Consider the following 22,691-nt stretch of genomic DNA (forward strand, 5'->3'; position numbering starts at 1 on the left):
GATTCACATAGCCTGACTAGTGTCGCATGTCGGATAATTACCCTCTGTGACAGGGTTGGTCGGAGAGTGGGCCCCGGAAACGCCACGCCGAAGATCGAGTTCGGGCCGTTAACCCCCGCGTGGTCGGGCAGACTCGAAGCGAGCCCGAAGCAAACCTCCCGGGAAGAGGGTGAGTCGTGTGGACCGCTGCATCGTCCTGGTGGACGCCGGGTATCTGCTGGGGGCCGCCGCCAGCCTCCTCGCCGGTGAGCCCTCACGCTCGCGCATCACCGTCGACCACACCGCGTTGATCCAGGCGCTGCGCGAACGCGCCGAGGCCGACACGGAGCGTCCGCTGCTGCGCATCTACTGGTTCGACGGCGCCCCCGACCGCGTCCCCCAGCCGGAGCACCGCCGCCTGCGCGTGATGCCCCGGGTCACCGTGCGGCTAGGCGCTCTCACCCGCAGCGACGGACGCTGGGCGCAGAAGGGCGTGGACGCCGCCATGCACGCCGAGCTGACCGAGCTGGCCCGCAACCGCGCCTGCTCGGACGTCGTCCTCGTGACCGGCGACGGCGACCTGCTGCCCGGCATGATGGCCGCCAAGGAACACGGCGTCGCCGTCCACCTGTGGGCCGTACAGGCCGCCGACGGCGACTACAACCAGTCCGAGGACCTGGTCGCCGAGGCCGACGAGCGGCGCGTCCTGGACCGTACGTGGATCACCCAGGCGGTCCGGGCCAAGGAGCTCACCGGCATCTGCGCGCCGCCGCCCGTGCCGCGCCCGGAGATCGCCGCGATCCTCTCCGCCCCGCTGCCCGAGTCCGCACTCGGCACCGCCACCGAGCGGCCCGCCGAGGAGGGCGAGCACGCGCCGGCCGCCGCCGGGTCGCAGAACGGCGCCCAGGAGCGGGGGCCCGCGACCAAGGGCGTGCCCACCCCCAAGGACCTCGCCGCGCTGCGCGCACCCGGCGCCCAGCCCGTCCAGCACCCCGCGACCGCCACCCTGCGCTGGTCCTCCGACAAGGGCTGGGTGGACCGGCCCGGCGTGCCCGCCGAGCCGCCGGAGGCCGCCTCCATGCCGACGCTGGCCCAGCTGACCACCGCCGAGCAGCGGTGGGCCGACCGGGAGGAGGACATCACGACGGTCGGCGGCGACCCGTACGAGGTGGGCCAGGTCTTCGCGCGGCGCTGGATCTCCCGGCTCGGCGACCAGAGCCATCTGCAGCGGCTGTCCGCCATGTACCCGCGGATCCCGCACCGCATCGACGGCGAGCTGCTGCGCTACGCCGCCCGCTTCGGCCTGCTCGCCCACAAGGACGACCAGATCGACGAACACGACCGCTATGCCATCCGCGCGGGCTTCTGGCGCGAGATCGACGTACCCACGGCAGCGGAACAGGCCCCTGCCGGGGAGTGAACCCTCCTGGGCGCCCCCAAGGGCGAGTAAAGGTCCCGGACCCCGTACCCTCGTCCCTTGTGAGTACGCGCGCGGCACAGGCACTTCGGCAGTCCGGGGACGTCGTGTGCGCGGTGCGCGGGCTGACCAAGACCTATCCGGCCGTCAAGGCCCGGCGCGGGGCGCCGGGGGCGGCCGAGGTGCTGGCCACCGACGCGGTGGAGCTGGACGTCAGGCGCGGCGAGATCTACGGGCTGCTCGGACCGAACGGCGCCGGCAAGTCCACCCTCGTACGGCAGCTGACCGGGCTGCTGCGGCCGGACCGCGGCAGCGTCGAGATCCTCGGCCACGACATCGTGCGCCACCCCGAGCGGGCCGCGCGCCTCCTCGCCTACCTCGGCCAGGAGTCCACCGCCCTCGACGAGCTGACCGTGTCCCTGGCCGCCGAGACCACCGGACGGCTGCGCGGACTGGACGTCCGGCAGGCGCGGGCCGAGCGGGACGCCGTCCTCGACGAACTGGGCCTCACCCCGATCGCCGGGCGCGCGCTGAAGAAGCTGTCCGGCGGACAGCGCCGGCTCGCCTGCCTCGCCGCCGCCCTGGTCGGCGAGCGGCCGCTGCTCGTGCTCGACGAGCCGACCACCGGCATGGACCCGGTGGCCCGGCGCGCGGTGTGGGCGGCCGTCGACCGGCGGCGGGCCGAGCGCGGGACGACCGTGCTGCTGGTCACCCACAACGTCATCGAGGCCGAGACGGTCCTCGACCGGGTCGCCGTCCTCGACCGGGGCCGGGTCATCGCCTGCGACACCCCCGCCGGGCTCAAGGAACGGGTCTCCGGCGAGGTGCGCGTCGAGCTGGTCTGGCGGGAGCGGCCGCCGCTGGACGTCCCCGAGGTCGCCGTGCTGCGGGACCGCGCCGTGGAGGCCGGACGGCGCTGGACGCTGCGGCTCGCGCCCGAGGAGGCCCGCGCCGCCGTCGCCACGGTGACCGGCGGGGCCGCGTTCGCGGCCCTGGACGACTTCACGCTCGCCACGCCCAGCCTGGAGGACGTCTACCTGGCGCTGGGCGGCGCGGCACGACAGGGACTGGTGAAGGCGTGAGCGCGCGGATCGCCGGATGCGTAGGGGACGGTGTGAGGGCCGTACGGAAGAGGAGCAGCTCCAGGTGAGTGTCGTACCCGCCGAGGTTCTGCCGGGTGGCGCCCTGGCCGTGGAGGACACGGCCGGCGGCGCCGCCGAGCTCGCGCCGGCCGCCCGGTTCTGGCCGTCGCTGGTGGCCGTCTACCGTGCGCAGCTGTCGCGCGCGCGGGTGGCGCGGATCCCGCTGCTGTTCGTGGCGACCTTCCAGTCCGTCGGCATCATGATCATGATGCGCGGGGTGGTGGACACCCGGCCCGAGGCCCAGTCCGTGGTGGCGGGGTCCTCGGTCGTGGTCGTCGCGTACGTCGCGCTGAACCTGCTCGCCCAGTACTTCGGGCAGCTGCGCGCCAGCGGCGGGCTCGACCACTACGCCACGCTGCCGGTGCCGCCGGCCGCGGTGGTGCTGGGGGCGGCGGGGGCGTACGCCTCCTTCACCGTGCCGGGGACGCTGGTGACGGCGGTCTTCGGCTGCGTGCTGTTCGGGCTGCCACTGACGAACCTGTGGATCCTTGTCGCGGTGATCCCGCTCGCGGGCGCCGCGCTCTCCGGCCTCGGGGCGGCCTGCGGGCTGCTCGCGCCGCGGCCGGAACTGGCCACGTTGCTCGGCCAGTTGGGCATGTCGGCGGCGCTGCTGCTGGGCGTGCTGCCGCCCGACCGGATGCCGGAGCCGGTGCGTCTGGCCCGGGACCTGCTGCCCTCCACCTACGGCGTGGAGGCCTATGCGCGGACCTTCGGGGCGCGGCCCGACTGGGCGTTCGTAGGTGCTGACCTGGGTGTGTGCGCGGGCGTCGGAGTCGTCTCGCTGGCCGTGGCGACCTGGGCGTACCGGCGGGCCGCCGTCCGGTGACGCGCGGCACCGGCCGACCTGGCACGATGTCAGGGTGACCGCACCGTTGACTCCGCCACCGCCGCCGCATGACCAGACCCCGCAGCAGGACTGGCAGGCGCCGCCGCCCGCCGGCGTGCACGAGGGCGCGTACGAACAGGACGGTCCCGGGATGAAGACGGAAGTGCGGGAGGCCGCCGTGATCACGATCGCGGTGGCGCTCGGCGGAGTGCTGCTCGGGCTGCTGTGGGTGTGGCTGGCTCCCCGTGTGCCGCTGGTCGGGGACCAGGTGGGCAACGGCTGGGTCGTCTACCTCAAGGACACCGAGGGGGAGCAGGCGATCGGGGTGGACGGAACGTTCACGCTGCTCGCGCTCGGCTTCGGCGTGGTCAGCGCGGTCGTCGTCTTCCTCGCACGGCGGCACGGGGGTGTGCCGCTGGTGGTGGCGCTGACGGCCGGCGGACTGCTCGGCTCGTTCCTCGCCTGGCGGATCGGGGTGTGGCTCGGCCCGGCCCAGGACGTCATCGCCCACGCCAGGGCCGCCGGCAAGGGCGTGACCTTTTCGGCGCCGCTCAAGCTCGGCGCCAAGGGAGCGCTGCTCGCGTGGTCGGTGGCCGCGCTGCTGGTCCACCTGGGCCTGATGGCCCTGTTCGGCCCCCGCGACCCGGACCCCTACGACCAGGGCCCCTACCCGCGGGACGGGTACGGCGCGCCGCTGGCCTAGACAGAGTAGGAGCCCGGGACGGCTACGACCTCCCTGGGGGTCTGTCCTCCCGGTCATGTCGGCGTGGGTGCGGCCCTACGCCGGCCGCCTCCCGTGGTTCGAGCGGCCCTTCCTGACGCGCCACTTGCGTTTCCGGGTTTTCTTCGACATGTCCCTCGTAATTAACCGAGGACCGGGCGTTCGTCGAGGGGTCACGCACGCCCGATGGGGGCCAGCACCGCCTGGGTGAGCGTGGTGAGGTCGCCGGGGGAGAGCTCGACCTCCAGGCCGCGGCGGCCCGCCGAGACGCAGATCGTCCCGTGCGCGGACGCCGACGCGTCCAGGACCGTGCGGAGCTTCTTGCGCTGGCCCAGCGGGGAGATGCCGCCGCGCACATAGCCCGTGGTGCGCTCCGCGAGCGCCGGGTCCGCCATCGCCGCGCGCTTGCCGCCGACCGCCGTCGCGAGGGCCTTGAGATCGAGGGAGCCGGCCACGGGGACCACGGCCACGGTCAGCGCGCCGTCGACGTCCGCCACCAGCGTCTTGAAGACGCGGTCGGGGGAGACACCCATGGCCTCGGCCGCCTCCTCGCCGTAGGAGGGATGGCCGGGGTCGTGGTCGTAGGCGTGGACCGTGTACGCGACGCCGGCCGCCGTCAGGGCCACCGTCGCGGGCGTGCCGCCGGCCTGCGTCTGCTTCTTCGACTTCTTCGCCACGGGGATCCGGCCTCAGTTCAGACTCGTCGGGCCGCGCGTCAGGTCCGACGCGGGCAGGGACGGCAGGTTACGGATGATCGCCGTCTCCGCGCGAAGGAGTTTCAGCGCGTCCCGCAGCCGCGAGGCCGTGTCGGGGGCCTGGAGCAGCCGCTGCTTCGTCGGCGTGTCCAGCATCATCGCCGCCGCCACCAGGTAGGAGACCACCGCCGGTTCGTCGGGCAGCTCCGCGCCCGTCGTCAGCGAGCGTTCCCGCGCACCGGCCAGCCGCTTCTGGTACTGGCGGAACGCGCGCAGCACGCCCTCGGCCAGCGTGCCCGCCCCGTCGCCCGGGGCCTCCGGCAGTTCCTCCAGCTCCGCCGTCAGGAACGGGCCGGACGTGTCCACCGACAGCAGCCGCACCCGGGTCGTCCCGGTCGCCAGCACCTCGAACGTCCCGTCGGCCCGCTCACGGATGGTCGCGGCGTCCGCCACGCAGGCCACCCCGTGAAAGGCCCGCAGGGGGTCGTCGCCGAAGCCGGCGGCCGGGCCGCGCTCGGGCACGGCCGTCGGATCCGGCATGCCCGGCGCGCTGGGCGCCACCTCGTGGCCGTCGCGGATCGCCACGACGGCGAACCGGCGCGGCTCGTCCTCGGGGGTCTTCAGGAGTTCGCGCATCATGGCGCGATAGCGCTCCTCGAAGACGTTCAGCGGCAGCACGAGCCCCGGGAACAGCACCGAGTTCAGCGGAAAGAGCGGGAGACGGGCGGTGGTCACGGCGCCACAGCCTAATGGTCACCGGCGCGGACATGTCCGCCGTGCTCGGTCCGTGGTCGCCTCGGGGAGGGTACGGGGGCGCCGGGGGCCGCCGTCGAGAGGGCCTCACGCACCCGCAGGAAGTGTCCGAGCGGGTCGTCGGAGTCCCGGTCCCAGGGGAAGGAGGTGGCGTACGGGCCGATCAGACGCAGCTGGGTGCGGGCGTCCTCCCAGCGCTCCAGGCGTACGAGGACGTACATCAGCTTGTTACGGATCGCGGCCGGGCAGGGGTCGGCCGCCGGGAACCACGCGGAGAGCGCGATGGCCCGGTCGGCCGCCGCGTCCAGCCGGTCCCGCGGCACCTCGGGGCCGCAGCCGTCGGTCAGATAGCCGAGGGCCGCCCGCGCCGGCAGCGCCTGGATCAGCGAGTTTGCCGGGGCGTCCTGGGCGGCCAGGTCGGCGAAGTCGAAGCACGCGTGGTGGGAGCCGTGCCAGGAGGCGGCCAGGTAGCGCAGGGCGGCCACGTGGCAGCCGTAGTGGTGCGGGGCACGGCGGATCGCCGCCTCCCACAGCTCCTCGAAGTACTTGTGCCCGGCCTTCGAACCGCGCGCGTGGTCCAGGGCGATCCGCCACGGCACCGGGTCGCGGCCGTCGGCGCGCGCGGCGGCGGTGATGAGCGGGTTCAGCTCGCGCAGCAACTCGGCCCGTGCCGGGGACCCCCAGGCCCGGTCCACCGCGAGCTGGGCGGTGACCAGCAGGACGTCCGGATCGTGCGGGTCGGCGGCGGACCACCGGTCGAGCCATTCGGCGCGCGAGCGGGCGAACGCGGCGAGCCGCAGCACGTACCGGTCGCGGTTCTCCCACTCGGCGGCCGCCCGGACGCCCGAGAGCAGTTCGGCGGCCGGCCCGTGGTCGCCCCGGCCGGCCGCGACCAGCGCGGGAGCCAGACGGGCGTCGGGCGCGTCGAGAAACACCTCGTCACCGGCGGGAGGCGCGGCGGGGCGCAGGGGGGATGACGCCTTCCGTGCGAGGCGGAAGAGCGCGCGCAGCAGAGCCATGGTGTCAACCATTGAAAGACCGCAGGTCGGGGACGCGCCAGAGGGCGGAGGCAACCTGCGGAAAGTTGTACGTGCGGCGGTCAAGGCCGGGTAAAAGGTGATGGTTCAACCACTGTTGGGTACCTGCCACACATGCAGGCGCACGGCATGATCCAAACGAGAGGCCCTAGTTCCGCCGCAGCAGCCGCGTCGCCCCCGCCGCCACCGCCGTCGCCAGGATCCAGCCCAGCAGGATCAGCGCCGTGGACAGCCACTGCCAGACGGAGCTCATCTGCCACTGGCCCGCCTGGCTCAGGTCGATGACCGGCAGCAGCAGGTCCAGGGCGAGCAGTGCGGGACTCCAGGGCAGGTGCGAGTCGCCGTTCGCCGGCGAATGCTTGGCATGCGTGAAGGCGAACGCGCTCGTCGCCCACAGCACCGCCATCCACACGGCGGCCCGGCCCGGCCGGTACCCGTAGGCGACCACCATGTCCTGCAGATACCCCCAGACCTTCGGGACCAGCGGCAGCGTCTCGCGCCGTCGGCGCTGCTTGGCGAGCAGCACATGGCGCGCGTCCTCGTCCTCGCCGGCCGCTCGCAGCACGGTGGCGAGGCGCTCGTACGGCTCCGGGTTGTACTCGGCGGTGGCCGCCGCGACCCAGTCCAGGCGCCGGGACAGCGGGAACGGCCCGTGCGGCACGAGGTTCTCGTAGGAGAAGCCGAGCATGTGCAGATTTCCGGGGTCCGGCCAGCTGTCCGCCCGGTCCACCAGGTTCACCACCCGCGCGCCCGACAGGACCACCTTGCCGCGCTGCGGTTTCTCCCCGAGGAAGCGCAGCTCCGGCACCTGCACACGGCGCATCGCCAGTTCCTGGTCGTCGGTGAAGGCGAACCGCGCCCGTTCCAGGTCGATGGCGTCGCCGACCCGCCCGTCGTCGAGCCGCACGCCGCCCTGGCACTCGAACCGCTGGACGCGTGTCCCGCGCGCGGGTGTCGTGTTGCCCGCCATCGGGTTGCCCACGCCGGCCGGGGACAGGTACAGCGTGCGCCCGACGGTCAGCTGGGGGGCGTTCAGGGCCCGCCGGGTGTACGGGCTGGCCAGCCGGGCGCCGCGCAGGCTCAGCGAGACGCCGATCTTGGCGCTGCGCAGGCTCACCTCGCCGTGCGCCTCCAGCATGTCGGCCTGCAGGTCGTACCCCACGGTCAGGCCGTCCGCGCCGATCGAGCGGCCGTAGCGGTCCCGGTAGACGACCGCCTGGTTGATGAGTAGATCCGTGCCGATGTGCGCGTCGGTCAGCCGGATGCCGTTCTTGAAGCGGCAGCGCGGCAGGTGCAGGTCGCCCTCCGTGGTCACCCGGGCGGCCTCCAGGCGCGGCACGGAGCAGTTGACCATCCGTACGGTGTGGAAGCGCGCCTCGGGAAAGAGGATCTCCTTGTCGAAGCGGCAGCCCCGCAGCTCCAAGTACGGCACCACCGAGCCGCCCGCCAGGTCGAGGACGTCGGTGATCCGCGCGCCGACCAGCTTGAGGGACGCCACACGGCCCGGGAGCGGCGGCGGCCCGTCGAGGAGCAGCCAGGCGAGGATGCGGGCCCGCACGGTGCGCTCGGGTCCCCAGTCCTGTCCGCCGTGCGGATCGTCGGCGACGGCGTCCCCGGTGCTCAGGTCGTACACGCTGCCGTTGCGGAAGGCCTGCCACATGCCCGCCTCGGCGGCGGTCAGGTCGTCCGGCAGTTCTCCGGCACGGATGCCGGCCCCCTCGGTCACGGCTCCCCCTTCTTCCCCGTCTACTCGCGGGTTCGTCCGTCGGTACAGCGGTTCATGCCCGCTGTGTGACGCCGTGAACGCATGAGGTGAGGGAGATCTTCCGGGTTCCCGTCAGCGCTCGTCAGCGCTCGTCAGCGCTCGTCAGCGCTCGTCAGCGCTCGTCAGCGCTCGTCCACGTTCTGTATCAGCCATTGATACGCGCGGACAATGCTCGACGCCGGTCTGAGAGAATTGGGCCTGTGATCTCCCGAATCGATCTGCGCGGCGACGCCCTTCCCGAGGGCCCCGCCCTGCGCGACCTGCTGCCCCGAGCCGACTTCGACGTTCAGACCGCCCTGGAGAAGGTGCGTCCGATCTGCGAGGCCGTGCATCATCGGGGCGACGCGGCGCTGATCGACTTCGCCGAGAAGTTCGACGGGGTGCGGCTGGAATCGGTCCGGGTCCCGGCGCGGGCGCTGACCGACGCCCTGGACGGGCTCGACCCGGCCGTGCGCGCGGCCCTGGAGGAGTCCATCCGCCGCGCCCGCATCGTCCACCGCGAACAGCGCCGTACGACCCGTACGACGCAGGTCGTGCCCGGCGGCTCCGTCACCGAGAAGTGGGTGCCGGTCGAGCGCGTCGGCCTGTACGCGCCCGGTGGCCGCTCCGTCTACCCCTCCTCCGTGATCATGAACGTGGTGCCCGCGCAGGAGGCCGGCGTCGAGTCGATCGCCCTGGCCTCCCCGGCCCAGGCGGAGTTCGGCGGACTGCCGCACCCGACGATCCTCGCCGCCTGCGCGCTGCTCGGCGTCGACGAGGTGTACGCCGCGGGCGGTGCCACCGCCGTCGCGATGTTCGCGTACGGCACGGAGTCCTGCCCGCCTGCCCGCATGGTCACCGGCCCCGGCAACATCTGGGTCGCCGCCGCCAAGCGCTTCTTCACCGGGAAGATCGGCATCGACGCGGAGGCCGGCCCCACCGAGATCGCGATCCTCGCGGACGAGACGGCCGACCCGGTGCACGTCGCCGCCGACCTGATCAGCCAGGCCGAGCACGACCCGCTGGCGGCGGCCGTGCTGGTCACGGACTCGACCGAGCTGGCCGACGCGGTGGACAAGGAGCTGGAGCCGCAGGTCGCGGCCACCAAGCACATCGAGGACCGCATCCGCCCGGCGCTCAGCGGCAGGCAGTCCGCGATCGTCCTGGTCGACGGCCTCGACGAGGGCCTCAGGGTGGTCGACGCGTACGGCGCCGAGCACCTGGAGATCCAGACCGCCGACGCCGCCGCGGTCGCCGACCGGGTGCGGAACGCGGGCGCGGTCTTCATCGGCCCCTGGGCGCCGGTCTCGCTGGGCGACTACGCGGCCGGCTCCAATCACGTCCTGCCCACCGGCGGCTGCGCCTGCCACTCCTCCGGCCTGTCCGTCCAGTCCTTCCTGCGCGGCATCCACATCGTGGACTACACAAAGGACGCCCTGGCCGAGGTCGCGCACCACGTGGTGACGCTGGCGGAGGCGGAGGACCTGCCCGCGCACGGCGCGGCCGTCAAGGCGAGGTTCGGCTGGAAGGTACCGACGAGCAAGTGAGCTTCGGAATCGACGATCTCCCCGTACGGGACGAGCTGCGCGGCAAGTCCCCCTACGGCGCGCCCCAACTGGACGTCCCCGTACGGCTGAACACGAACGAGAACCCGTACCCGCTGCCCGAGCCGCTGGTCGAGCGGATCGCGGAGCGGGTGCGCGAGGCCGCCCGTGACCTGAACCGCTATCCCGACCGGGACGCGGTCCAGCTGCGCACCGAGCTGGCCAAGTACCTGACGAAGACCGGCAAGCACCCGCTCGGCATGGAGAACGTCTGGGCGGCCAACGGCTCCAACGAGGTCATCCAGCAGCTGCTGCAGACCTTCGGCGGACCGGGCCGTACGGCGATCGGCTTCGAGCCGTCGTACTCGATGCACGCGCTCATCGCGCGCGGCACCGGCACGGGCTGGATCTCCGGCCCGCGTGGCGAGGACTTCACGATCGACGTGGCGGCGGCCCGGCGGGCCGTCGAGGAGCACCGGCCGGACGTCGTCTTCATCACCACCCCCAACAACCCCACGGGCAACTCGGTCCCGCCCGAGACGGTCCTCGCGCTGTACGAGGCCGCGCAGGCCGTGAAGCCGACGATGGTGATCGTCGACGAGGCGTACATCGAGTTCAGCCACGGCGACTCGCTGCTGCCGCTGCTCGACGGCCGGCCGTACCTCGTCGTCTCGCGGACGATGTCGAAGGCGTTCGGGGCGGCGGGCCTGCGCCTCGGCTACCTCGCCGCGCACCCCGCGGTCGTGGACGCCGTACAGCTCGTACGGCTGCCGTACCACCTGTCGGCGATCACCCAGGCGACCGCCCTGGCCGCCCTGGAGCACACCGACACGCTGCTGAAGTACGTCGAGCGGCTCAAGGCGGAGCGGGACCGGCTGGTGAGCGAGCTCAGGTCCATCGGCTACGACGTCACCGAGTCCGACGCGAACTTCGTGCAGTTCGGGCGGTTCGCGGACGCCCACACCGCGTGGCGGAAGATCCTCGACCGGGGTGTGCTGGTCCGGGACAACGGCGTACCCGGGTGGCTGCGGGTGTCCGCCGGAACCCCGCAGGAGAACGACGCGTTCCTCGACGCGGTACGTGACTTGAAGTGTTTCGTGGGGGACACCCCCACCCCCCCGAAGGAGCTGGACGCATGAGCCGCGTTGGACGCGTGGAGCGGACCACCAAGGAGACCTCGGTCCTCGTCGAGATCGATCTCGACGGCACCGGCAAGACCGACATCGCGACGGGCGTCGGCTTCTACGACCACATGCTCGACCAGCTCGGCCGACACGGTCTGTTCGACCTGACCGTGAAGACCGACGGTGACCTGCACATCGACTCGCACCACACCATCGAGGACACCGCCCTCGCGCTGGGCGCCGCCTTCAAGCAGGCGCTCGGCGACAAGGTGGGGATCTACCGGTTCGGCAACTGCACGGTCCCGCTGGACGAGTCCCTCGCCCAGGTGACCGTCGACCTGTCCGGCCGCCCCTACCTCGTGCACACCGAGCCCGAGAACATGGCGCCGATGATCGGCGAGTACGACACGACGATGACCCGGCACATCCTCGAGTCCTTCGTCGCCCAGGCGCAGATAGCACTGCACGTGCACGTGCCCTACGGGCGCAACGCGCACCACATCGTGGAGTGCCAGTTCAAGGCGCTGGCCCGAGCCCTGCGCTACGCCAGCGAGCGCGACCCGCGCGCGGCCGGCATCCTCCCCTCCACGAAGGGCGCGCTGTAACCCATGAACGGTCTGTCCACCGTCCTGATCGTCGTCGGCCTCTTCCTCGTCGGCGGCATCATGTCCTTCGTCAAGCAGAAGATGCCGGCGAGCCTGATCGTGCTGCTCTCGATCGGCGCCGCGATGTGCCTCGTCGCGGGTGTCATGCGGCTGGAGGTGTGGAATTGAGCGCACCCAAGAACGTCGTGGTCTTCGACTACGGCTTCGGCAACGTCCGCTCCGCCGAGCGCGCCCTCGCGCGCGCGGGGGCCGACGTCGAGATCACGCGTGACTTCGACAAGGCCATGAACGCCGACGGACTGCTGGTGCCGGGCGTCGGCGCCTTCGCCGCCTGCATGCGCGGCCTGCGCGAGGCCCGCGGCGACTGGGTCATCGACCGCCGGCTGTCCGGCGGCCGCCCGGTCATGGGCATCTGTGTCGGCATGCAGATCCTGTTCGCCCGCGGCATCGAGCACGGTGTTCAGACCGAGGGCCTCGACGAGTGGCCCGGTTCGGTCGAGCCGCTCCAGGCCGACGTCGTGCCCCACATGGGCTGGAACACCGTGGACGTGGCGGCCGGCTCCGAGCTGTTCGCCGGCCTCGACACGGACGCGCGCTTCTACTTCGTGCACTCCTACGCCGTCCACGAGTGGACCCTTCAGACCCACAACGCGGCGATGCGGGCCCCCAAGGTGACCTGGTCGACGCACGGCGAGCCGTTCGTGGCCGCCGTGGAGAACGGCGCCCTGTGGGCCACGCAGTTCCACCCCGAGAAGTCCGGCGACGCCGGAGCCCAGCTCCTCACCAACTGGATCGGAACCCTGTGAGCAAGCTCGAACTCCTCCCCGCCGTCGACGTCCGCGACGGCCAGGCCGTCCGTCTCGTGCACGGCGAGTCCGGGACGGAAACGTCGTACGGCTCCCCGCTGGAGGCCGCCCTCGCCTGGCAGCGCTCGGGCGCCGAGTGGCTGCACCTGGTCGACCTGGACGCCGCCTTCGGCACCGGTGACAACCGCGAGCTGATCGCCGAGGTCGCGGGGGCGATGGACATCAAGGTGGAACTGTCCGGAGGCATCCGCGACGACGCCTCCCTGGCGGCCGCTCTCGCGACGGGCTGCACCCGGGTGAACCTGGGCACCGCCGCCCTGGAGACCCCCGAGTGGGTCGCCAAGGTCATCGCCGAGCACGGCGACAAGATCGCGGTCGGCCTCGACGTGCGCGGCACGACCCTGCGCGGCCGTGGCTGGACCCGGGACGGCGGCGACCTCTACGAGACGCTGGAGCGCCTCGACAAGGAGGGCTGCGCGCGCTACGTCGTCACCGACATCGCCAAGGACGGCACGCTCCAGGGCCCCAACCTGGAGCTGCTGAAGAACGTCTGCGCCGTGACCGACCGTCCGGTCGTGGCTTCCGGCGGCGTGTCGTCCCTGGACGACCTGCGCGCCATCGCCGAGCTGGTACCCCTCGGTGTCGAGGGCTCCATCGTCGGGAAGGCCCTGTACGCGAAGGCGTTCACCCTGGAAGAGGCCTTGGAGGCTGTGTCGTCATGACGTCCGATGCCGTACGGCGTGTGCAGAGCGGAAGTCCCTGGGAAGAGAGCTTCGGTTTCGCGCGCGCCGTCGCGGCGGGCGACCGTGTGCTGGTGGCCGGCACGTCGTCCTTCAAGGGACGCGTGCTGTACGGCGAGGGCGACCCGTACGAACAGGCGAAGGTGGCCTTCGCCGCCGCGCTCGACGCGATCGCCGAGTTCGGGCTCGGTCCGGAGTCGGTGATCCGGACCAGGATGTACCTGTCCCATCTGCGGGACGTCGACGAGGCGGGCCGTGCCCACAAGGAGCTGTTCGACTCCGTGCGCCCGGTCTCGACCCTGCTGGTCGTGGAGGGGTTCGTCGACCCGCGCATCCTGGTCGAAGTGGAATTGGAAGCCTTCCGGGGCTAGAGGCATTCAGAGGCATCGAAGGAGCCGTGGATTCATGACCCTGGCGGTCCGAGTCATCCCCTGCCTGGACGTGGACAACGGCCGGGTCGTCAAGGGCGTCAACTTCCAGAACCTGCGCGACGCCGGCGACCCCGTCGAGATGGCGAAGGTGTACGACGCCGAGGGCGCCGACGAGCTGACGTTCCTGGACATCACCGCGTCCTCGGGCAACCGTGAGACCACCTACGACGTGGTGCGGCGCACCGCGGAGCAGGTGTTCATCCCGCTGACGGTCGGCGGCGGCGTACGCACCGCCGAGGACGTCGACAAGCTGCTGCGCGCCGGCGCGGACAAGGTGGGCGTGAACACGGCCGCCATCGCCCGTCCCGAGCTGATCCGGGAGATCGCCGAGCGCTTCGGCCGTCAGGTGCTGGTGCTGTCGGTGGACGCGCGCCGCACCCCTTCCCAGAGCGGCTCGTCCAGCTCGTTCGAGGTGACCACCCACGGCGGCCGCCGCGGCACCGGGATCGACGCCGTCGAATGGGCGCACCGGGCCGCCGATCTGGGAGCCGGGGAGATCCTGCTGAACTCCATGGACGCAGACGGCACGAAGGACGGCTACGACCTGGAGATGATCGCGGCCGTGCGCAAGCACGTGACCGTCCCGGTCATCGCCTCCGGTGGCGCGGGCCGGCTCGCGCACTTCCCGCCCGCCGTCGCCGCCGGCGCCGACGCCGTGCTCGCGGCCTCCGTCTTCCACTTCGGCGACCTGCGGATCGGCGAGGTCAAGCAGACGCTGCGGGAGGCGGGCCACCCGGTGCGCTGACGCCGCGAAGGGCCCGGGCCCCGGTCACCGGTGGTGGCCGGGGCCTTTTCGCGGGCAGATGTGAAAGGAATGTTGCGCAAAATTCGTTGCGCAATATTTCTTTCGTATCTAGTCTCGGGGCATGGCGAGCGAAGAGAACCGTCGGATCACCGACGTGGGGACGCTGAAGGCCCTCGCGCATCCGTTGCGGGCGAACCTGTACCGGCTGCTGTGCGTCGAGCGGGTGGCCACGGCGTCACAGCTCGCCGAGCACGTGGACGAGGCCGTGTCCCTGGTCAGCTACCACCTGCGCAAGCTCGCCGAGCACGGGCTGATCGAGGAGGCGCGGCCGCAGACCGCGGACGGACGGGAGCGCTGGTGGCAGCCCGCCTCGGACGGGGTGAGCATCCGCGGCGAGGACTTCCGGGGCGAACCGGCGAAGGCCGCGGCCCACCTGGCGGCCACCCGCCTCTTCCACGACCAGCGCGCCGACCGCTACCACCGCTACCTGGACGAGCGCCCCACCTGGCCCGCCGAGTGGAACACCGCGTCCGTGGACAACGAGTCCTGGATGCGGCTGACCCCCGCGGAACTCACCGCGCTGAAGCGGGAGCTGGAGGCGCTCCTGCGCAAGTACGACGAGCAGGGCCGGGCCGCCGAAGAAGCGGGCGGCACCGAAGAGCGCGAACACGTCGCGCTGTACGTGTACGGGTTCCCCTTCCGCGTCTGAGAGAGGCCACCGCCGTGACCGCCGTGTCCGAGACACCCGTCGTACCCGTCGGACAGCACGCCCCGCACCGCCCCGCCCACCGCGACCCCAACGTCCTGCGCTGGCTCGGCGCCTACGCCTCCTCGATGGTCGGCGACAACGTCTACTACCTCGCCCTGTCCTGGGCCGCCGTACAGGCCGGGTCGCCCGCTCAGGCCGGGATCGTGATGTCGGTCAGCGCGCTGCCCCGGGCCGTGCTGATGCTGGCCGGGGGCGTGATCGCCGACCGGTGGGGGCCGCGCCGGGTCGTCATCGGCAGCGACGCGGTGCGCTGCGCGGCCGTCCTCGCGGTGACCGCGCTGCTCTTCCTCACCAGCCCCGGCCTGTGGCCGCTGGCCCTGCTCGCCCTGGTCTTCGGCACCGTCGACGCCGTGTTCATGCCCGCCGTGGGCGCCCTACCGGCGCGGATCACCGGCACGGACCAACTGGCCCGCGTCCATGGCATGCGCGGCCTCGCGATCCGCTTCGCGAGCATCGTCGGCGCCCCGCTCGGCGGCCTCGGCGTGGCACTCGGCGGCGCGGCGACCGCGTTCGCCCTGGCGGGCCTCCTCATCGCGATATCGGTACCGCTGCTCATGTCGGTACGCGTCCGCGACCTGCCCGCCGCGGAGGCCGCCGCCCCTCGCGGCACCCCCCGGAGCGACCTGGCCGCCGGGCTGCGGTACATCCGTGGGCACCGGGTGCTGGCACCGCTCATGCTGGCGATCGCCCTCGGTGACTTCGGGTTCGTCGGTCCGCTGAACGTCGGGCTGACCCTGCTGGCCGACCAGCGGGGCTGGGGCGCCTCGGGGATGGGCGCGGTGCTCGCCGGGTTCGGCGCCGGGGCCGGCGCCATCTCGCTGCTGCTGACCGTCCGGGGGCGGCTCCCGCGCGCGGGACTGGTGGCCGGGTACGCGATCCTCACGGGCTCCGTCGCGATCGGCGCCCTCGCCTTCGTCCACGGACTCGCCGCGGCCGTCGGAGTCGCCCTGCTCGTCGGACTCCTCGCGGGCCTCAGCGGCGCCATGTGCGGCGCCCTGCTCCAGACCCAGACCGACCCCGCCTACCTGGGCCGCGTCACCGCCGTCTCCGGCCTGGTCAGCCTCGGCCTCGCCCCACTGAGCATGCCCGTCGCCGCCGCCGCGATCGAGGCCTGGGGACTCGGCCCGGTCTACGTCGTCAGCGCCGCCGTCTGCGGGCTCGGCGGCGTCGTCGCCCTGGCCGTCCCGGCCCTGCGCCGCGCCGAGCTGCCGCGCTGACGCTCACCCCTTGGGCTGAGCCAGCTGCACCAGGTTGCCGCAGGTGTCGTCGAGCACGGCCGCGATCACCGGACCCTGCTCCTGCGGCTCGTGGGTGAACCGCACCCCCAGGCCCCGCAGCCGCTCGTACTCCGCCCGGATGTCGTCCACGGAGAAGACGATGCACGGCAGCCCCGCCTCGTACAGCGCCCGGCGGTACGGCTCCGCGATGGGGCCGTCGCCGGGCTCCAGCAGCAGCTGGAGGTCCGGCTGGGCCCCGTCGGACGCGCCGACCGTGATGAACAGCGTGCCGCCGCCCAGGTCCAGACGAGTGCGGGTCTCGAAGCCGAGCACGTTCGTGTAGAAGGCGTGGGCCTTCGCCACGTCGTCGACGTACACGCCGGTCATCGCGACCTTGATCATGGGGAGTCCTCTCAGATGCCCAGCTGCTTCGACTCGTGCAGCTTGGCGATCGCGTTCTCGTCGCCCTCCAGCTCCACCTTCGCCGCGCTCTGCCGGCCGAACACGAACAGCAGCAGCTCCGACGGCTCGCCCGTCACCGTCACGACCGGCGAGCCCCGGTGCGCGACGGCCGTCTGACCGTCCGGGCGCCGCAGCACCACACCCGTCGGGGAACGCCGGCCCAGCAGGCGGGCGGTGCGCTCCAGACGGGACCACAGGGCGTCCTGGAAGACCGGGTCCAGCTCCCGCGGCGTCCAGTCGGGGTGGGCACGGCGGACGTCCTCGGTGTGGACGTAGAACTCCACCGTGTTGGTCGCCTCGTCGATCTGCTTGAGCTGGAAGGGCGAGAACCGCGGCGGGCCGGTACGGATCAGCTGGATCAGCTCCTCGTACGGCTTCGCCGCGTACTCCTCCATCACCTTTTCGAGGCGCGGGGCGAGCGGCTTGATCAGCGCGCCCCCTGCGGCGTCCGGCCGGCGCTCGCGCACCACCACGTGCGCGGCCAGGTCACGGGTCCGCCAGCCGACGCAGAGGGTCTCGGCGTCGGGGCCGGCGGTTTCCAAGAGGTCGGCGAACAGGAGCCGTTCACGCTTGGCGAAGGTCGACATACCGTCAGCCTACGACCAGGCCCCGGGTCCGCCCAGCGGACACGGGGCCGTCCGCGCGGCCCCGGGTCCGCCCTGTGGACAAGTCCGTCACTGTCCGTGCGGCGCGGCACAATGGCACCCATGACCAGTACGACCGGTACGCCCCGGCCCAGCAGCCTCGACCCGGAGATCGCCGCGCGCCTCACGCGCAGCGCCGACGGACTCCTCCCCGCCATCGCCCAGCAGTACGACACCGGAGAGGTGCTCATGCTCGGCTGGATGGACGACGAGGCGCTGCACCGCACGCTCACCACCGGCCGCTGCACGTACTGGTCGCGCAGCCGCCAGGAGTACTGGGTCAAGGGCGACACCTCCGGGCACGTCCAGTGGGTCAAGTCCGTCGCCCTCGACTGCGACGCCGACACCGTGCTGGTCAAGGTCGACCAGGTGGGCGCCGCCTGCCACACCGGCGCGCGCACCTGCTTCGACGAGGACGTCCTCCTCAAGGACGCCGATTCCGGCCCGGCCGCCCAGGATCAGTAAGGTCAGCCGCCATGGACCTCGAAGCGTTCCGCAAGCTCGCCACCGACCGCCGGGTCATCCCGGTCACCCGCAAGCTCCTCGCCGACGGCGACACCCCGGTCGCGCTCTACCGCAAGCTCGCCGCCGAGCGCCCCGGCACCTTCCTGCTGGAGTCCGCGGAGAACGGCCGCACGGCGTTTCAATGGTCTCGCTACTCCTTCGTCGGCGTGCGCTCCGCCGCGACCCTGGCCGCGCGGGACGGCCAGGCCCACTGGCTGGGCGCCCCGCCCGTCGGCGTCCCCGTCGACGGCGACCCGCTGGCGGCCCTGCGGGCCACGATCGAGACGCTGCACACCCCGCACCAGGAGGGCATGCCGCCCTTCACCGGCGGCATGGTCGGCTACCTCGGGTACGACATCGTGCGCCGCCTGGAGAAGATCGGCCCCGGCGAGCGGGACGACCTGAAGCTCCCCGAGCTGACCATGCTGCTCACCAGCGACCTGGCCGTCATGGACCACTGGGAGGGCTCCGTCCTGCTGATCGCCAACGCGATCAACCACAACGACCTCGACACCGGTGTCGACGAGGCGTACGCGGACGCGGTGGCCCGCCTGGACGCCATGGAGGCGGACCTGTCCCGGCCCGTGGCCCAGCCGCCCGCGGTCCTCCCGCCCTCCGAGCTCCCCGCCTACACGGCGCTGTGGGGCGGCCCCGACTTCCAGGAGGCCGTCGAGGACATCAAGGAGCGCATCCGCGCGGGCGAGGCCTTCCAGGTCGTCCCCTCCCAGCGCTTCGAGACGCCGTGCACGGCGAGCGCGCTGGACGTCTACCGGGTCCTCAGGGCGACGAACCCCTCCCCGTACATGTACCTCTTCCGCTTCGACGGATTCGACGTCGTCGGCTCGTCCCCCGAGGCCCTCGTCAAGGTCGAGGACGGGCAGGCCATGGTCCACCCCATCGCCGGCACCCGGCACCGCGGCGCCACCCCGCAGGAGGACCAGGCCCTCGCCGACGAACTCCTCGCCGACCCCAAGGAGCGCGCCGAGCACCTGATGCTCGTCGACCTCGGCCGCAACGACCTCGGGCGGGTCTGCGAGCCCGGCTCGGTCGAGGTCGTCGACTTCATGTCCATCGAGCGGTACTCGCACGTCATGCACATCGTCTCGACGGTCACCGGACAGGTCGCCGAGGGCCGCACCGCCTTCGACGTCCTCACCGCCTGCTTCCCGGCGGGCACCCTCTCCGGCGCCCCCAAGCCCCGGGCGATGCAGATCATCGACGAACTCGAACCCTCCCGACGCGGCCTGTACGGCGGCTGCGTGGGCTACCTCGACTTCGCGGGCGACTCCGACACGGCCATCGCCATCCGTACGGCCCTGCTGCGCGACGGCACCGCCTACGTCCAGGCGGGCGCGGGCATCGTCGCCGACTCCGACCCGGTCGCCGAGGACCAGGAGTGCCGCAACAAGGCGGCGGCGGTCCTCAGAGCCGTGCACACGGCCAACCGCCTGGGCACGTCGGGCCGGTAGGGCGAGTCTCACGCGAACCCCGGGTGACGGTTCGCCCGGGGTTCAGGCGATAGTGGACTACGTGACTGCTGTTCCTCATCCCCGTTCCCAAGCCGCTGGACCCGCGCGGGCCGGCCGCCGCAGCCTCGCCGTCGCCCTGCTGTGCGGTGCGCTCGGCGCGGCCGTGGCGCTGCTGGCCACCCGGCAGCGCTGGTCGGAAGGCACCGCGACGGTGGCCGGCGGCGCCTTCCCGCTGACCGCCAAGGGCAGCGACGTCACGGGCGTCCCCGCGGCCCTCGCCATAGTGGGCCTCGCCGCGCTCGTCGCCGTCTTCGCCGTCCGCCGGGCCGGCCGCCTCCTGGTCGCGGGGCTCCTCGCGCTCAGCGGCGTCGGTATCGTCGCCGCGGCGTTGACCAGCGCCTCCGACAGCTCCGCGCTCGACGACAAGGCCGCCCAGACCACCGGCGACACCTCCGCCACGGTCGCCGCGCTCTCCCACACCGCCTGGCCCTACGTCACGGCGGCCGGCGGTGTGCTGATCCTGCTCGCCGGGCTCCTCGCGCTGCGCTACGGCCGCCTGTGGCCCGCCATGTCGGGCCGCTACGAGCGCGGTACCACGCGCCCGCGCCGGACGGCCCGGGCCGCCGCCGACCCCGACCGCCCCGAGGAGCTCTGGAAGGCCCTGGACCGGGGCGAGGACCCGACCGGGGCGTGACCGCCGGGTCGCAGTCCCGTCGAGGCTTGGTCGAGGTCCGGTTGGGATCCCGATGTGGCGAAACAGACGTGACCCGAGCTCACGGCAGCCACTCGCGTACTGGACAATGGACCGTGAGCGTCCGGCTCACACACGCAAAGCAACGAGCACGCAATCTGCACTGAGGAGCAAGCAATGGCGGGCAGCAGCCACGGACACACCCCGGCCGCCTGGACCGGTGTCACCATCGCCTTCATCGGTTTCTGCGTCGCGGGCGCGTTCATGGTGATGGCCCAGCCGCTGGGCTTCTGGGCCGGCATGGTCATCATCGCGCTCGGCGGTGTCGTCGGCGCCGCCATGCGCTCCATGGGCCTCGGCCAGCCGAAGGAGGCCCACACCGTGCGCCACGTCGCGCCGGCCGCCACGCCGGAGCCCGCCGGCGTCGAGGGCTGATCGGTACGTCTGCCGCCTGAGGGGCGGTCCGGCACCACCGGGTGCCGGGCCGCCCCTCACGCGCGCGTGCGGCGGGCACGCGGCAGAATGCGAGGCGTGAACGCCGACAGTGCTCAGGGGCTGAGATCCCCCGCCGCCCTCGCGGGGCGGCTCGCCGTCCCCGTCGGCCTGCTCGCGGCCGCCGCCGGGGCCTTCGCCTACGTCGGGACCGTCGACCCCAACGAGCCCGGCCACTACCCGGTGTGCCCCCTGTACGCCTACACGGGCCTGTACTGCCCCGGCTGCGGCGGACTGCGCAGCGCGCACGCTTTCGTCCACGGGGACCTCCTCACCGCCCTCCAGGACAACGCGGCGGCCGTGGCCGGCTATCTCGGCTGCGCGGTGCTCTGGACCGTCTGGGTGGTCGCCGCGGTCCGTGGCCGACGGCCGCGGTTCACGCTCGATCCGGTGTACCTGTGGAGCCTGGGAGCGTTGTTCCTGGCCTTCACCGTTGTCCGGAACCTGCCCCTCGGTGGCTGGCTGCATCCTTGATCACGTAGCGAATGTCCAGGTAGTGGGACCGCCGTCGGCCGGATGCGAAGCGAGCCCCGTCCTGCGGATACCATGACTTGACCATGGGTTTTCAACCCTGAAGGAACAACCGTCTGGAAGGGGGCCGCTCGCGTGAGTGTGCTCGACGAGATCATCGACGGAGTCCGTGCCGACCTTGCGGAACGGCAGGCGCGCGTCAGCCTCGACGAGCTCAAGGAGCGCGCGGCGAAGGCTCCCGCCGCCAAGGACGGGGTGGCCGCGCTGCGCGGTGACGGCGTCAAGGTGATCTGCGAGGTCAAGCGCTCCAGCCCGTCCAAGGGCGCGCTGGCCGCGATCGCCGACCCGGCGGGACTCGCCGCCGACTACGAGGCGGGCGGCGCCGCCGTCATCTCCGTGCTGACCGAGCAGCGGCGCTTCGGCGGCTCGCTGGCCGACCTGGAGGCTGTCCGCGCCCGCGTGGACATCCCGGTGCTGCGCAAGGACTTCATCGTCACGTCGTACCAGCTGTGGGAGGCCCGGGCGTACGGCGCCGACCTCACGCTGCTGATCGTGGCGGCCCTCGACCAGGCGGCGCTGGAGTCGCTGATCGAGCGTGCCGTCTCCATCGGCCTCACCCCGCTCGTCGAGGTGCACGACGAGGACGAGGTCGAGCGCGCGGTGGACGCGGGCGCCAAGGTCATCGGCGTCAACGCCCGCAACCTGAAGACGCTGGAGGTCGACCGCGGCACCTTCGAGCGCGTCGCGCCGGAGATCCCCGACGGCATCATCAAGATCGCGGAGTCCGGCGTCCGCGGCCCGCACGACCTCATCGCCTACGCCAACGCCGGCGCCGACGCGGTTCTGGTCGGCGAGTCCCTCGTCACCGGGCGCGACCCGAAGACGGCGGTCGCCGATCTGGTGGCCGCGGGGGCGCATCCCGCGCTGCGACACGGGCGCAGCTGATCACCCGGTAGGCTTGGGCCCGATGACTCCTGCGACGACCGACCCGGCCCCCCGGGACCCGTACGCCCGCCTCGCCCGAGGCTGCCGCCCCCGCGGCTGCCGGGCCCCGGCGCGACGCGTCCACGGGCGGCGGGTCCGGTATGTCATAGGGGACGAGCCGGGCCAGGTCAACGGCATGCGATGGCGCGCACGCGCGTGCGCGTGCCCTGCGGCAAACTGAGCCGTCTCTCCATCGGAGCGTTCCGACCGTGACCGTTCACCGTCACGCCGGAGGAACGACCGAGGCAAAGGCGTGCCCACCGCGGAGCGGCGCCTGCGGCGTCTGATCGGCTGAGGCGGATGTCCGGCTCTCGCCGAGCACTCCACCAGGACGGCACCCACGGCACCGGCGGCGTCACCGGCTCTGTCGGCCCCCATGGCACCGACCGTTCCCGACGGCACCGGCCCCACCAGGGGCACCGGGCTGACGGACGGCGCCCATGGCAGCCAACGGCACCGACCGGTGCCTGCGGCTCCGACGGCACCGACCGTTCCGACGGCACCCGTGGCACCGACGGCGTTCACGGCACCGGCCCACCAACGGCACCGACGGCACCAGCCACCGGCAAAGCCCACGGCGTCGGCCAACCGGCGGAGCCCACCGCGGTGTCGGCCCCGCCGAGGCAGCGGTTCCTCGGCCTCTGCCGACGGTGCGGGTGGGTGGGCGAACGCCCCAGGG

General features: G+C 72.7%; 27 protein-coding genes. 21 read left to right on the forward strand and 6 right to left on the reverse strand.

The window, feature by feature from the left end:
* The first annotated feature begins 178 nt into the window (after window positions 1-178).
* The 4 genes from IPZ69_RS24340 to IPZ69_RS24355 all read left to right on the forward strand — a co-directional run bounded on the left by IPZ69_RS24340 (window position 179) and on the right by IPZ69_RS24355 (window position 4,067).
* Window positions 179-1,399 carry an NYN domain-containing protein gene (locus tag IPZ69_RS24340; RefSeq protein ID WP_235456466.1) on the forward strand — a complete coding sequence of 407 codons (1,221 nt, stop codon included), beginning with the start codon at window positions 179-181 and terminating at the stop codon, window positions 1,397-1,399.
* 104 nt (window positions 1,400-1,503) lie between these two features.
* Complete coding sequence (locus IPZ69_RS24345) at window positions 1,504-2,478, forward strand: ABC transporter ATP-binding protein (protein ID WP_235456514.1); 975 nt, start codon at window positions 1,504-1,506, stop codon at window positions 2,476-2,478.
* 64 nt (window positions 2,479-2,542) lie between these two features.
* Entirely contained in the window at window positions 2,543-3,364 is an 822-nt protein-coding gene (locus IPZ69_RS24350; RefSeq protein ID WP_235456467.1) for an ABC transporter permease, read from the forward strand.
* A 34-nt stretch (window positions 3,365-3,398) separates the two neighbouring features.
* Window positions 3,399-4,067 carry an AAA family ATPase gene (locus tag IPZ69_RS24355; protein WP_235456468.1) on the forward strand — a complete coding sequence of 223 codons (669 nt, stop codon included), beginning with the start codon at window positions 3,399-3,401 and terminating at the stop codon, window positions 4,065-4,067.
* A gap of 191 nt (window positions 4,068-4,258) precedes the next feature.
* On the opposite strand, the gene ybaK is transcribed toward IPZ69_RS24355, so the two are convergent.
* The 4 genes from ybaK to IPZ69_RS24375 all read right to left on the reverse strand — a co-directional run bounded on the left by ybaK (window position 4,259) and on the right by IPZ69_RS24375 (window position 8,296).
* A complete protein-coding gene (gene ybaK / locus IPZ69_RS24360; protein ID WP_235456469.1) occupies window positions 4,259-4,762 on the reverse strand; it encodes a Cys-tRNA(Pro) deacylase in 504 nt (167 codons plus the stop codon).
* Between the two features lie 12 nt (window positions 4,763-4,774).
* Entirely contained in the window at window positions 4,775-5,515 is a 741-nt protein-coding gene (locus IPZ69_RS24365; RefSeq protein WP_235456470.1) for an LON peptidase substrate-binding domain-containing protein, read from the reverse strand.
* Between the two features lie 11 nt (window positions 5,516-5,526).
* The gene (locus tag IPZ69_RS24370; RefSeq protein ID WP_374293794.1) at window positions 5,527-6,564 is read right to left on the reverse strand and encodes a hypothetical protein; all 1,038 of its coding nucleotides are present in this window, start codon (window positions 6,562-6,564) and stop codon (window positions 5,527-5,529) included.
* 154 nt (window positions 6,565-6,718) lie between these two features.
* On the reverse strand, window positions 6,719-8,296 hold the full coding sequence (locus IPZ69_RS24375) for an oxidoreductase (protein WP_235456472.1): 1,578 nt from the start codon (window positions 8,294-8,296) through the stop codon (window positions 6,719-6,721).
* A 239-nt stretch (window positions 8,297-8,535) separates the two neighbouring features.
* Between IPZ69_RS24375 and hisD the strand changes: the two genes are divergently transcribed.
* The 10 genes from hisD to IPZ69_RS24425 all read left to right on the forward strand — a co-directional run bounded on the left by hisD (window position 8,536) and on the right by IPZ69_RS24425 (window position 16,295).
* The gene (hisD, locus tag IPZ69_RS24380; RefSeq protein WP_235456473.1) at window positions 8,536-9,861 is read left to right on the forward strand and encodes a histidinol dehydrogenase; all 1,326 of its coding nucleotides are present in this window, start codon (window positions 8,536-8,538) and stop codon (window positions 9,859-9,861) included.
* Window positions 9,858-10,997, forward strand: coding sequence for a histidinol-phosphate transaminase (locus IPZ69_RS24385; protein ID WP_235456475.1), 1,140 nt, complete (start codon window positions 9,858-9,860; stop codon window positions 10,995-10,997). Before hisD ends, IPZ69_RS24385 begins: the two co-directional genes overlap by 4 nt.
* Window positions 10,994-11,587: an imidazoleglycerol-phosphate dehydratase HisB gene (hisB, locus tag IPZ69_RS24390; protein ID WP_100825690.1), complete on the forward strand. Its 594-nt coding sequence runs from the start codon at window positions 10,994-10,996 to the stop codon at window positions 11,585-11,587. The genes IPZ69_RS24385 and hisB overlap by 4 nt, the downstream gene beginning before the upstream one ends.
* 3 nt (window positions 11,588-11,590) lie before the next feature.
* Window positions 11,591-11,755 (forward strand): hypothetical protein, encoded by a 165-nt coding sequence (locus IPZ69_RS24395; protein ID WP_235456477.1) that lies wholly within the window; start codon window positions 11,591-11,593, stop codon window positions 11,753-11,755.
* Window positions 11,752-12,393: an imidazole glycerol phosphate synthase subunit HisH gene (hisH, locus tag IPZ69_RS24400; protein ID WP_235456478.1), complete on the forward strand. Its 642-nt coding sequence runs from the start codon at window positions 11,752-11,754 to the stop codon at window positions 12,391-12,393. The genes IPZ69_RS24395 and hisH overlap by 4 nt, the downstream gene beginning before the upstream one ends.
* On the forward strand, window positions 12,390-13,115 hold the full coding sequence (gene priA, locus IPZ69_RS24405; RefSeq protein ID WP_235456479.1) for a bifunctional 1-(5-phosphoribosyl)-5-((5-phosphoribosylamino)methylideneamino)imidazole-4-carboxamide isomerase/phosphoribosylanthranilate isomerase PriA: 726 nt from the start codon (window positions 12,390-12,392) through the stop codon (window positions 13,113-13,115). Before hisH ends, priA begins: the two co-directional genes overlap by 4 nt.
* Window positions 13,112-13,504, forward strand: coding sequence for a Rid family hydrolase (locus IPZ69_RS24410; RefSeq protein WP_235456480.1), 393 nt, complete (start codon window positions 13,112-13,114; stop codon window positions 13,502-13,504). Before priA ends, IPZ69_RS24410 begins: the two co-directional genes overlap by 4 nt.
* Window positions 13,505-13,538: 34 nt before the next feature.
* Window positions 13,539-14,309, forward strand: coding sequence for an imidazole glycerol phosphate synthase subunit HisF (gene hisF, locus IPZ69_RS24415; protein ID WP_235456482.1), 771 nt, complete (start codon window positions 13,539-13,541; stop codon window positions 14,307-14,309).
* Window positions 14,310-14,430: 121 nt separating this feature from the next.
* The gene (locus tag IPZ69_RS24420) at window positions 14,431-15,018 is read left to right on the forward strand and encodes an ArsR/SmtB family transcription factor (RefSeq protein WP_235456484.1); all 588 of its coding nucleotides are present in this window, start codon (window positions 14,431-14,433) and stop codon (window positions 15,016-15,018) included.
* A 23-nt stretch (window positions 15,019-15,041) separates the two neighbouring features.
* Window positions 15,042-16,295, forward strand: coding sequence for an MFS transporter (locus tag IPZ69_RS24425; RefSeq protein WP_235456485.1), 1,254 nt, complete (start codon window positions 15,042-15,044; stop codon window positions 16,293-16,295).
* A gap of 3 nt (window positions 16,296-16,298) precedes the next feature.
* On the opposite strand, the gene IPZ69_RS24430 is transcribed toward IPZ69_RS24425, so the two are convergent.
* Window positions 16,299-16,697, reverse strand: a complete 399-nt coding sequence (locus tag IPZ69_RS24430; RefSeq protein ID WP_235456486.1) for a VOC family protein — start codon at window positions 16,695-16,697, stop codon at window positions 16,299-16,301.
* 11 nt (window positions 16,698-16,708) lie between these two features.
* The gene (locus tag IPZ69_RS24435; protein ID WP_235456488.1) at window positions 16,709-17,344 is read right to left on the reverse strand and encodes a TIGR03085 family metal-binding protein; all 636 of its coding nucleotides are present in this window, start codon (window positions 17,342-17,344) and stop codon (window positions 16,709-16,711) included.
* A 120-nt stretch (window positions 17,345-17,464) separates the two neighbouring features.
* On the opposite strand from IPZ69_RS24435, the gene hisI reads away from it, so the two are divergent.
* The 7 genes from hisI to trpM all read left to right on the forward strand — a co-directional run bounded on the left by hisI (window position 17,465) and on the right by trpM (window position 22,193).
* Window positions 17,465-17,866 (forward strand): phosphoribosyl-AMP cyclohydrolase, encoded by a 402-nt coding sequence (gene hisI / locus IPZ69_RS24440; protein WP_235456489.1) that lies wholly within the window; start codon window positions 17,465-17,467, stop codon window positions 17,864-17,866.
* A gap of 11 nt (window positions 17,867-17,877) precedes the next feature.
* Complete coding sequence (locus IPZ69_RS24445; RefSeq protein ID WP_235456490.1) at window positions 17,878-19,374, forward strand: anthranilate synthase component I; 1,497 nt, start codon at window positions 17,878-17,880, stop codon at window positions 19,372-19,374.
* A 52-nt stretch (window positions 19,375-19,426) separates the two neighbouring features.
* On the forward strand, window positions 19,427-20,068 hold the full coding sequence (locus IPZ69_RS24450; RefSeq protein ID WP_235456493.1) for a TIGR02234 family membrane protein: 642 nt from the start codon (window positions 19,427-19,429) through the stop codon (window positions 20,066-20,068).
* Window positions 20,069-20,242: 174 nt separating this feature from the next.
* Window positions 20,243-20,500, forward strand: a complete 258-nt coding sequence (locus tag IPZ69_RS24455; protein ID WP_235456495.1) for an HGxxPAAW family protein — start codon at window positions 20,243-20,245, stop codon at window positions 20,498-20,500.
* Between the two features lie 87 nt (window positions 20,501-20,587).
* On the forward strand, window positions 20,588-21,031 hold the full coding sequence (locus IPZ69_RS24460) for a DUF2752 domain-containing protein (protein ID WP_235456497.1): 444 nt from the start codon (window positions 20,588-20,590) through the stop codon (window positions 21,029-21,031).
* 132 nt (window positions 21,032-21,163) lie between these two features.
* Window positions 21,164-21,973 carry an indole-3-glycerol phosphate synthase TrpC gene (trpC, locus tag IPZ69_RS24465; RefSeq protein ID WP_235456500.1) on the forward strand — a complete coding sequence of 270 codons (810 nt, stop codon included), beginning with the start codon at window positions 21,164-21,166 and terminating at the stop codon, window positions 21,971-21,973.
* A 22-nt stretch (window positions 21,974-21,995) separates the two neighbouring features.
* On the forward strand, window positions 21,996-22,193 hold the full coding sequence (trpM, locus tag IPZ69_RS47495; protein WP_308407540.1) for a tryptophan biosynthesis modulator TrpM: 198 nt from the start codon (window positions 21,996-21,998) through the stop codon (window positions 22,191-22,193).
* Window positions 22,194-22,691 lie beyond the last annotated feature (498 nt).

The organism is Streptomyces olivochromogenes (assembly GCF_021538895.1).
Lineage (GTDB): Bacteria > Actinomycetota > Actinomycetes > Streptomycetales > Streptomycetaceae > Streptomyces > Streptomyces olivochromogenes_A.

Coding starts and splice junctions, on each gene's coding strand:
- IPZ69_RS24410 (WP_235456480.1), top strand. CDS start 13,112: ATGACGTCCGATGCCGTACGGCGTGTGCAGAGCGGAAGTCCCTGGGAA.
- hisF (WP_235456482.1), top strand. CDS start 13,539: ATGACCCTGGCGGTCCGAGTCATCCCCTGCCTGGACGTGGACAACGGC.
- IPZ69_RS24445 (WP_235456490.1), top strand. CDS start 17,878: ATGGACCTCGAAGCGTTCCGCAAGCTCGCCACCGACCGCCGGGTCATC.
- IPZ69_RS24395 (WP_235456477.1), top strand. CDS start 11,591: ATGAACGGTCTGTCCACCGTCCTGATCGTCGTCGGCCTCTTCCTCGTC.
- trpM (WP_308407540.1), top strand. CDS start 21,996: ATGACTCCTGCGACGACCGACCCGGCCCCCCGGGACCCGTACGCCCGC.
- IPZ69_RS24460 (WP_235456497.1), top strand. CDS start 20,588: ATGCGAGGCGTGAACGCCGACAGTGCTCAGGGGCTGAGATCCCCCGCC.
- hisI (WP_235456489.1), top strand. CDS start 17,465: ATGACCAGTACGACCGGTACGCCCCGGCCCAGCAGCCTCGACCCGGAG.
- IPZ69_RS24455 (WP_235456495.1), top strand. CDS start 20,243: ATGGCGGGCAGCAGCCACGGACACACCCCGGCCGCCTGGACCGGTGTC.
- IPZ69_RS24430 (WP_235456486.1), bottom strand. CDS start 16,697: ATGATCAAGGTCGCGATGACCGGCGTGTACGTCGACGACGTGGCGAAG.
- IPZ69_RS24420 (WP_235456484.1), top strand. CDS start 14,431: ATGGCGAGCGAAGAGAACCGTCGGATCACCGACGTGGGGACGCTGAAG.
- IPZ69_RS24435 (WP_235456488.1), bottom strand. CDS start 17,344: ATGTCGACCTTCGCCAAGCGTGAACGGCTCCTGTTCGCCGACCTCTTG.
- hisB (WP_100825690.1), top strand. CDS start 10,994: ATGAGCCGCGTTGGACGCGTGGAGCGGACCACCAAGGAGACCTCGGTC.
- IPZ69_RS24370 (WP_374293794.1), bottom strand. CDS start 6,564: ATGGTTGACACCATGGCTCTGCTGCGCGCGCTCTTCCGCCTCGCACGG.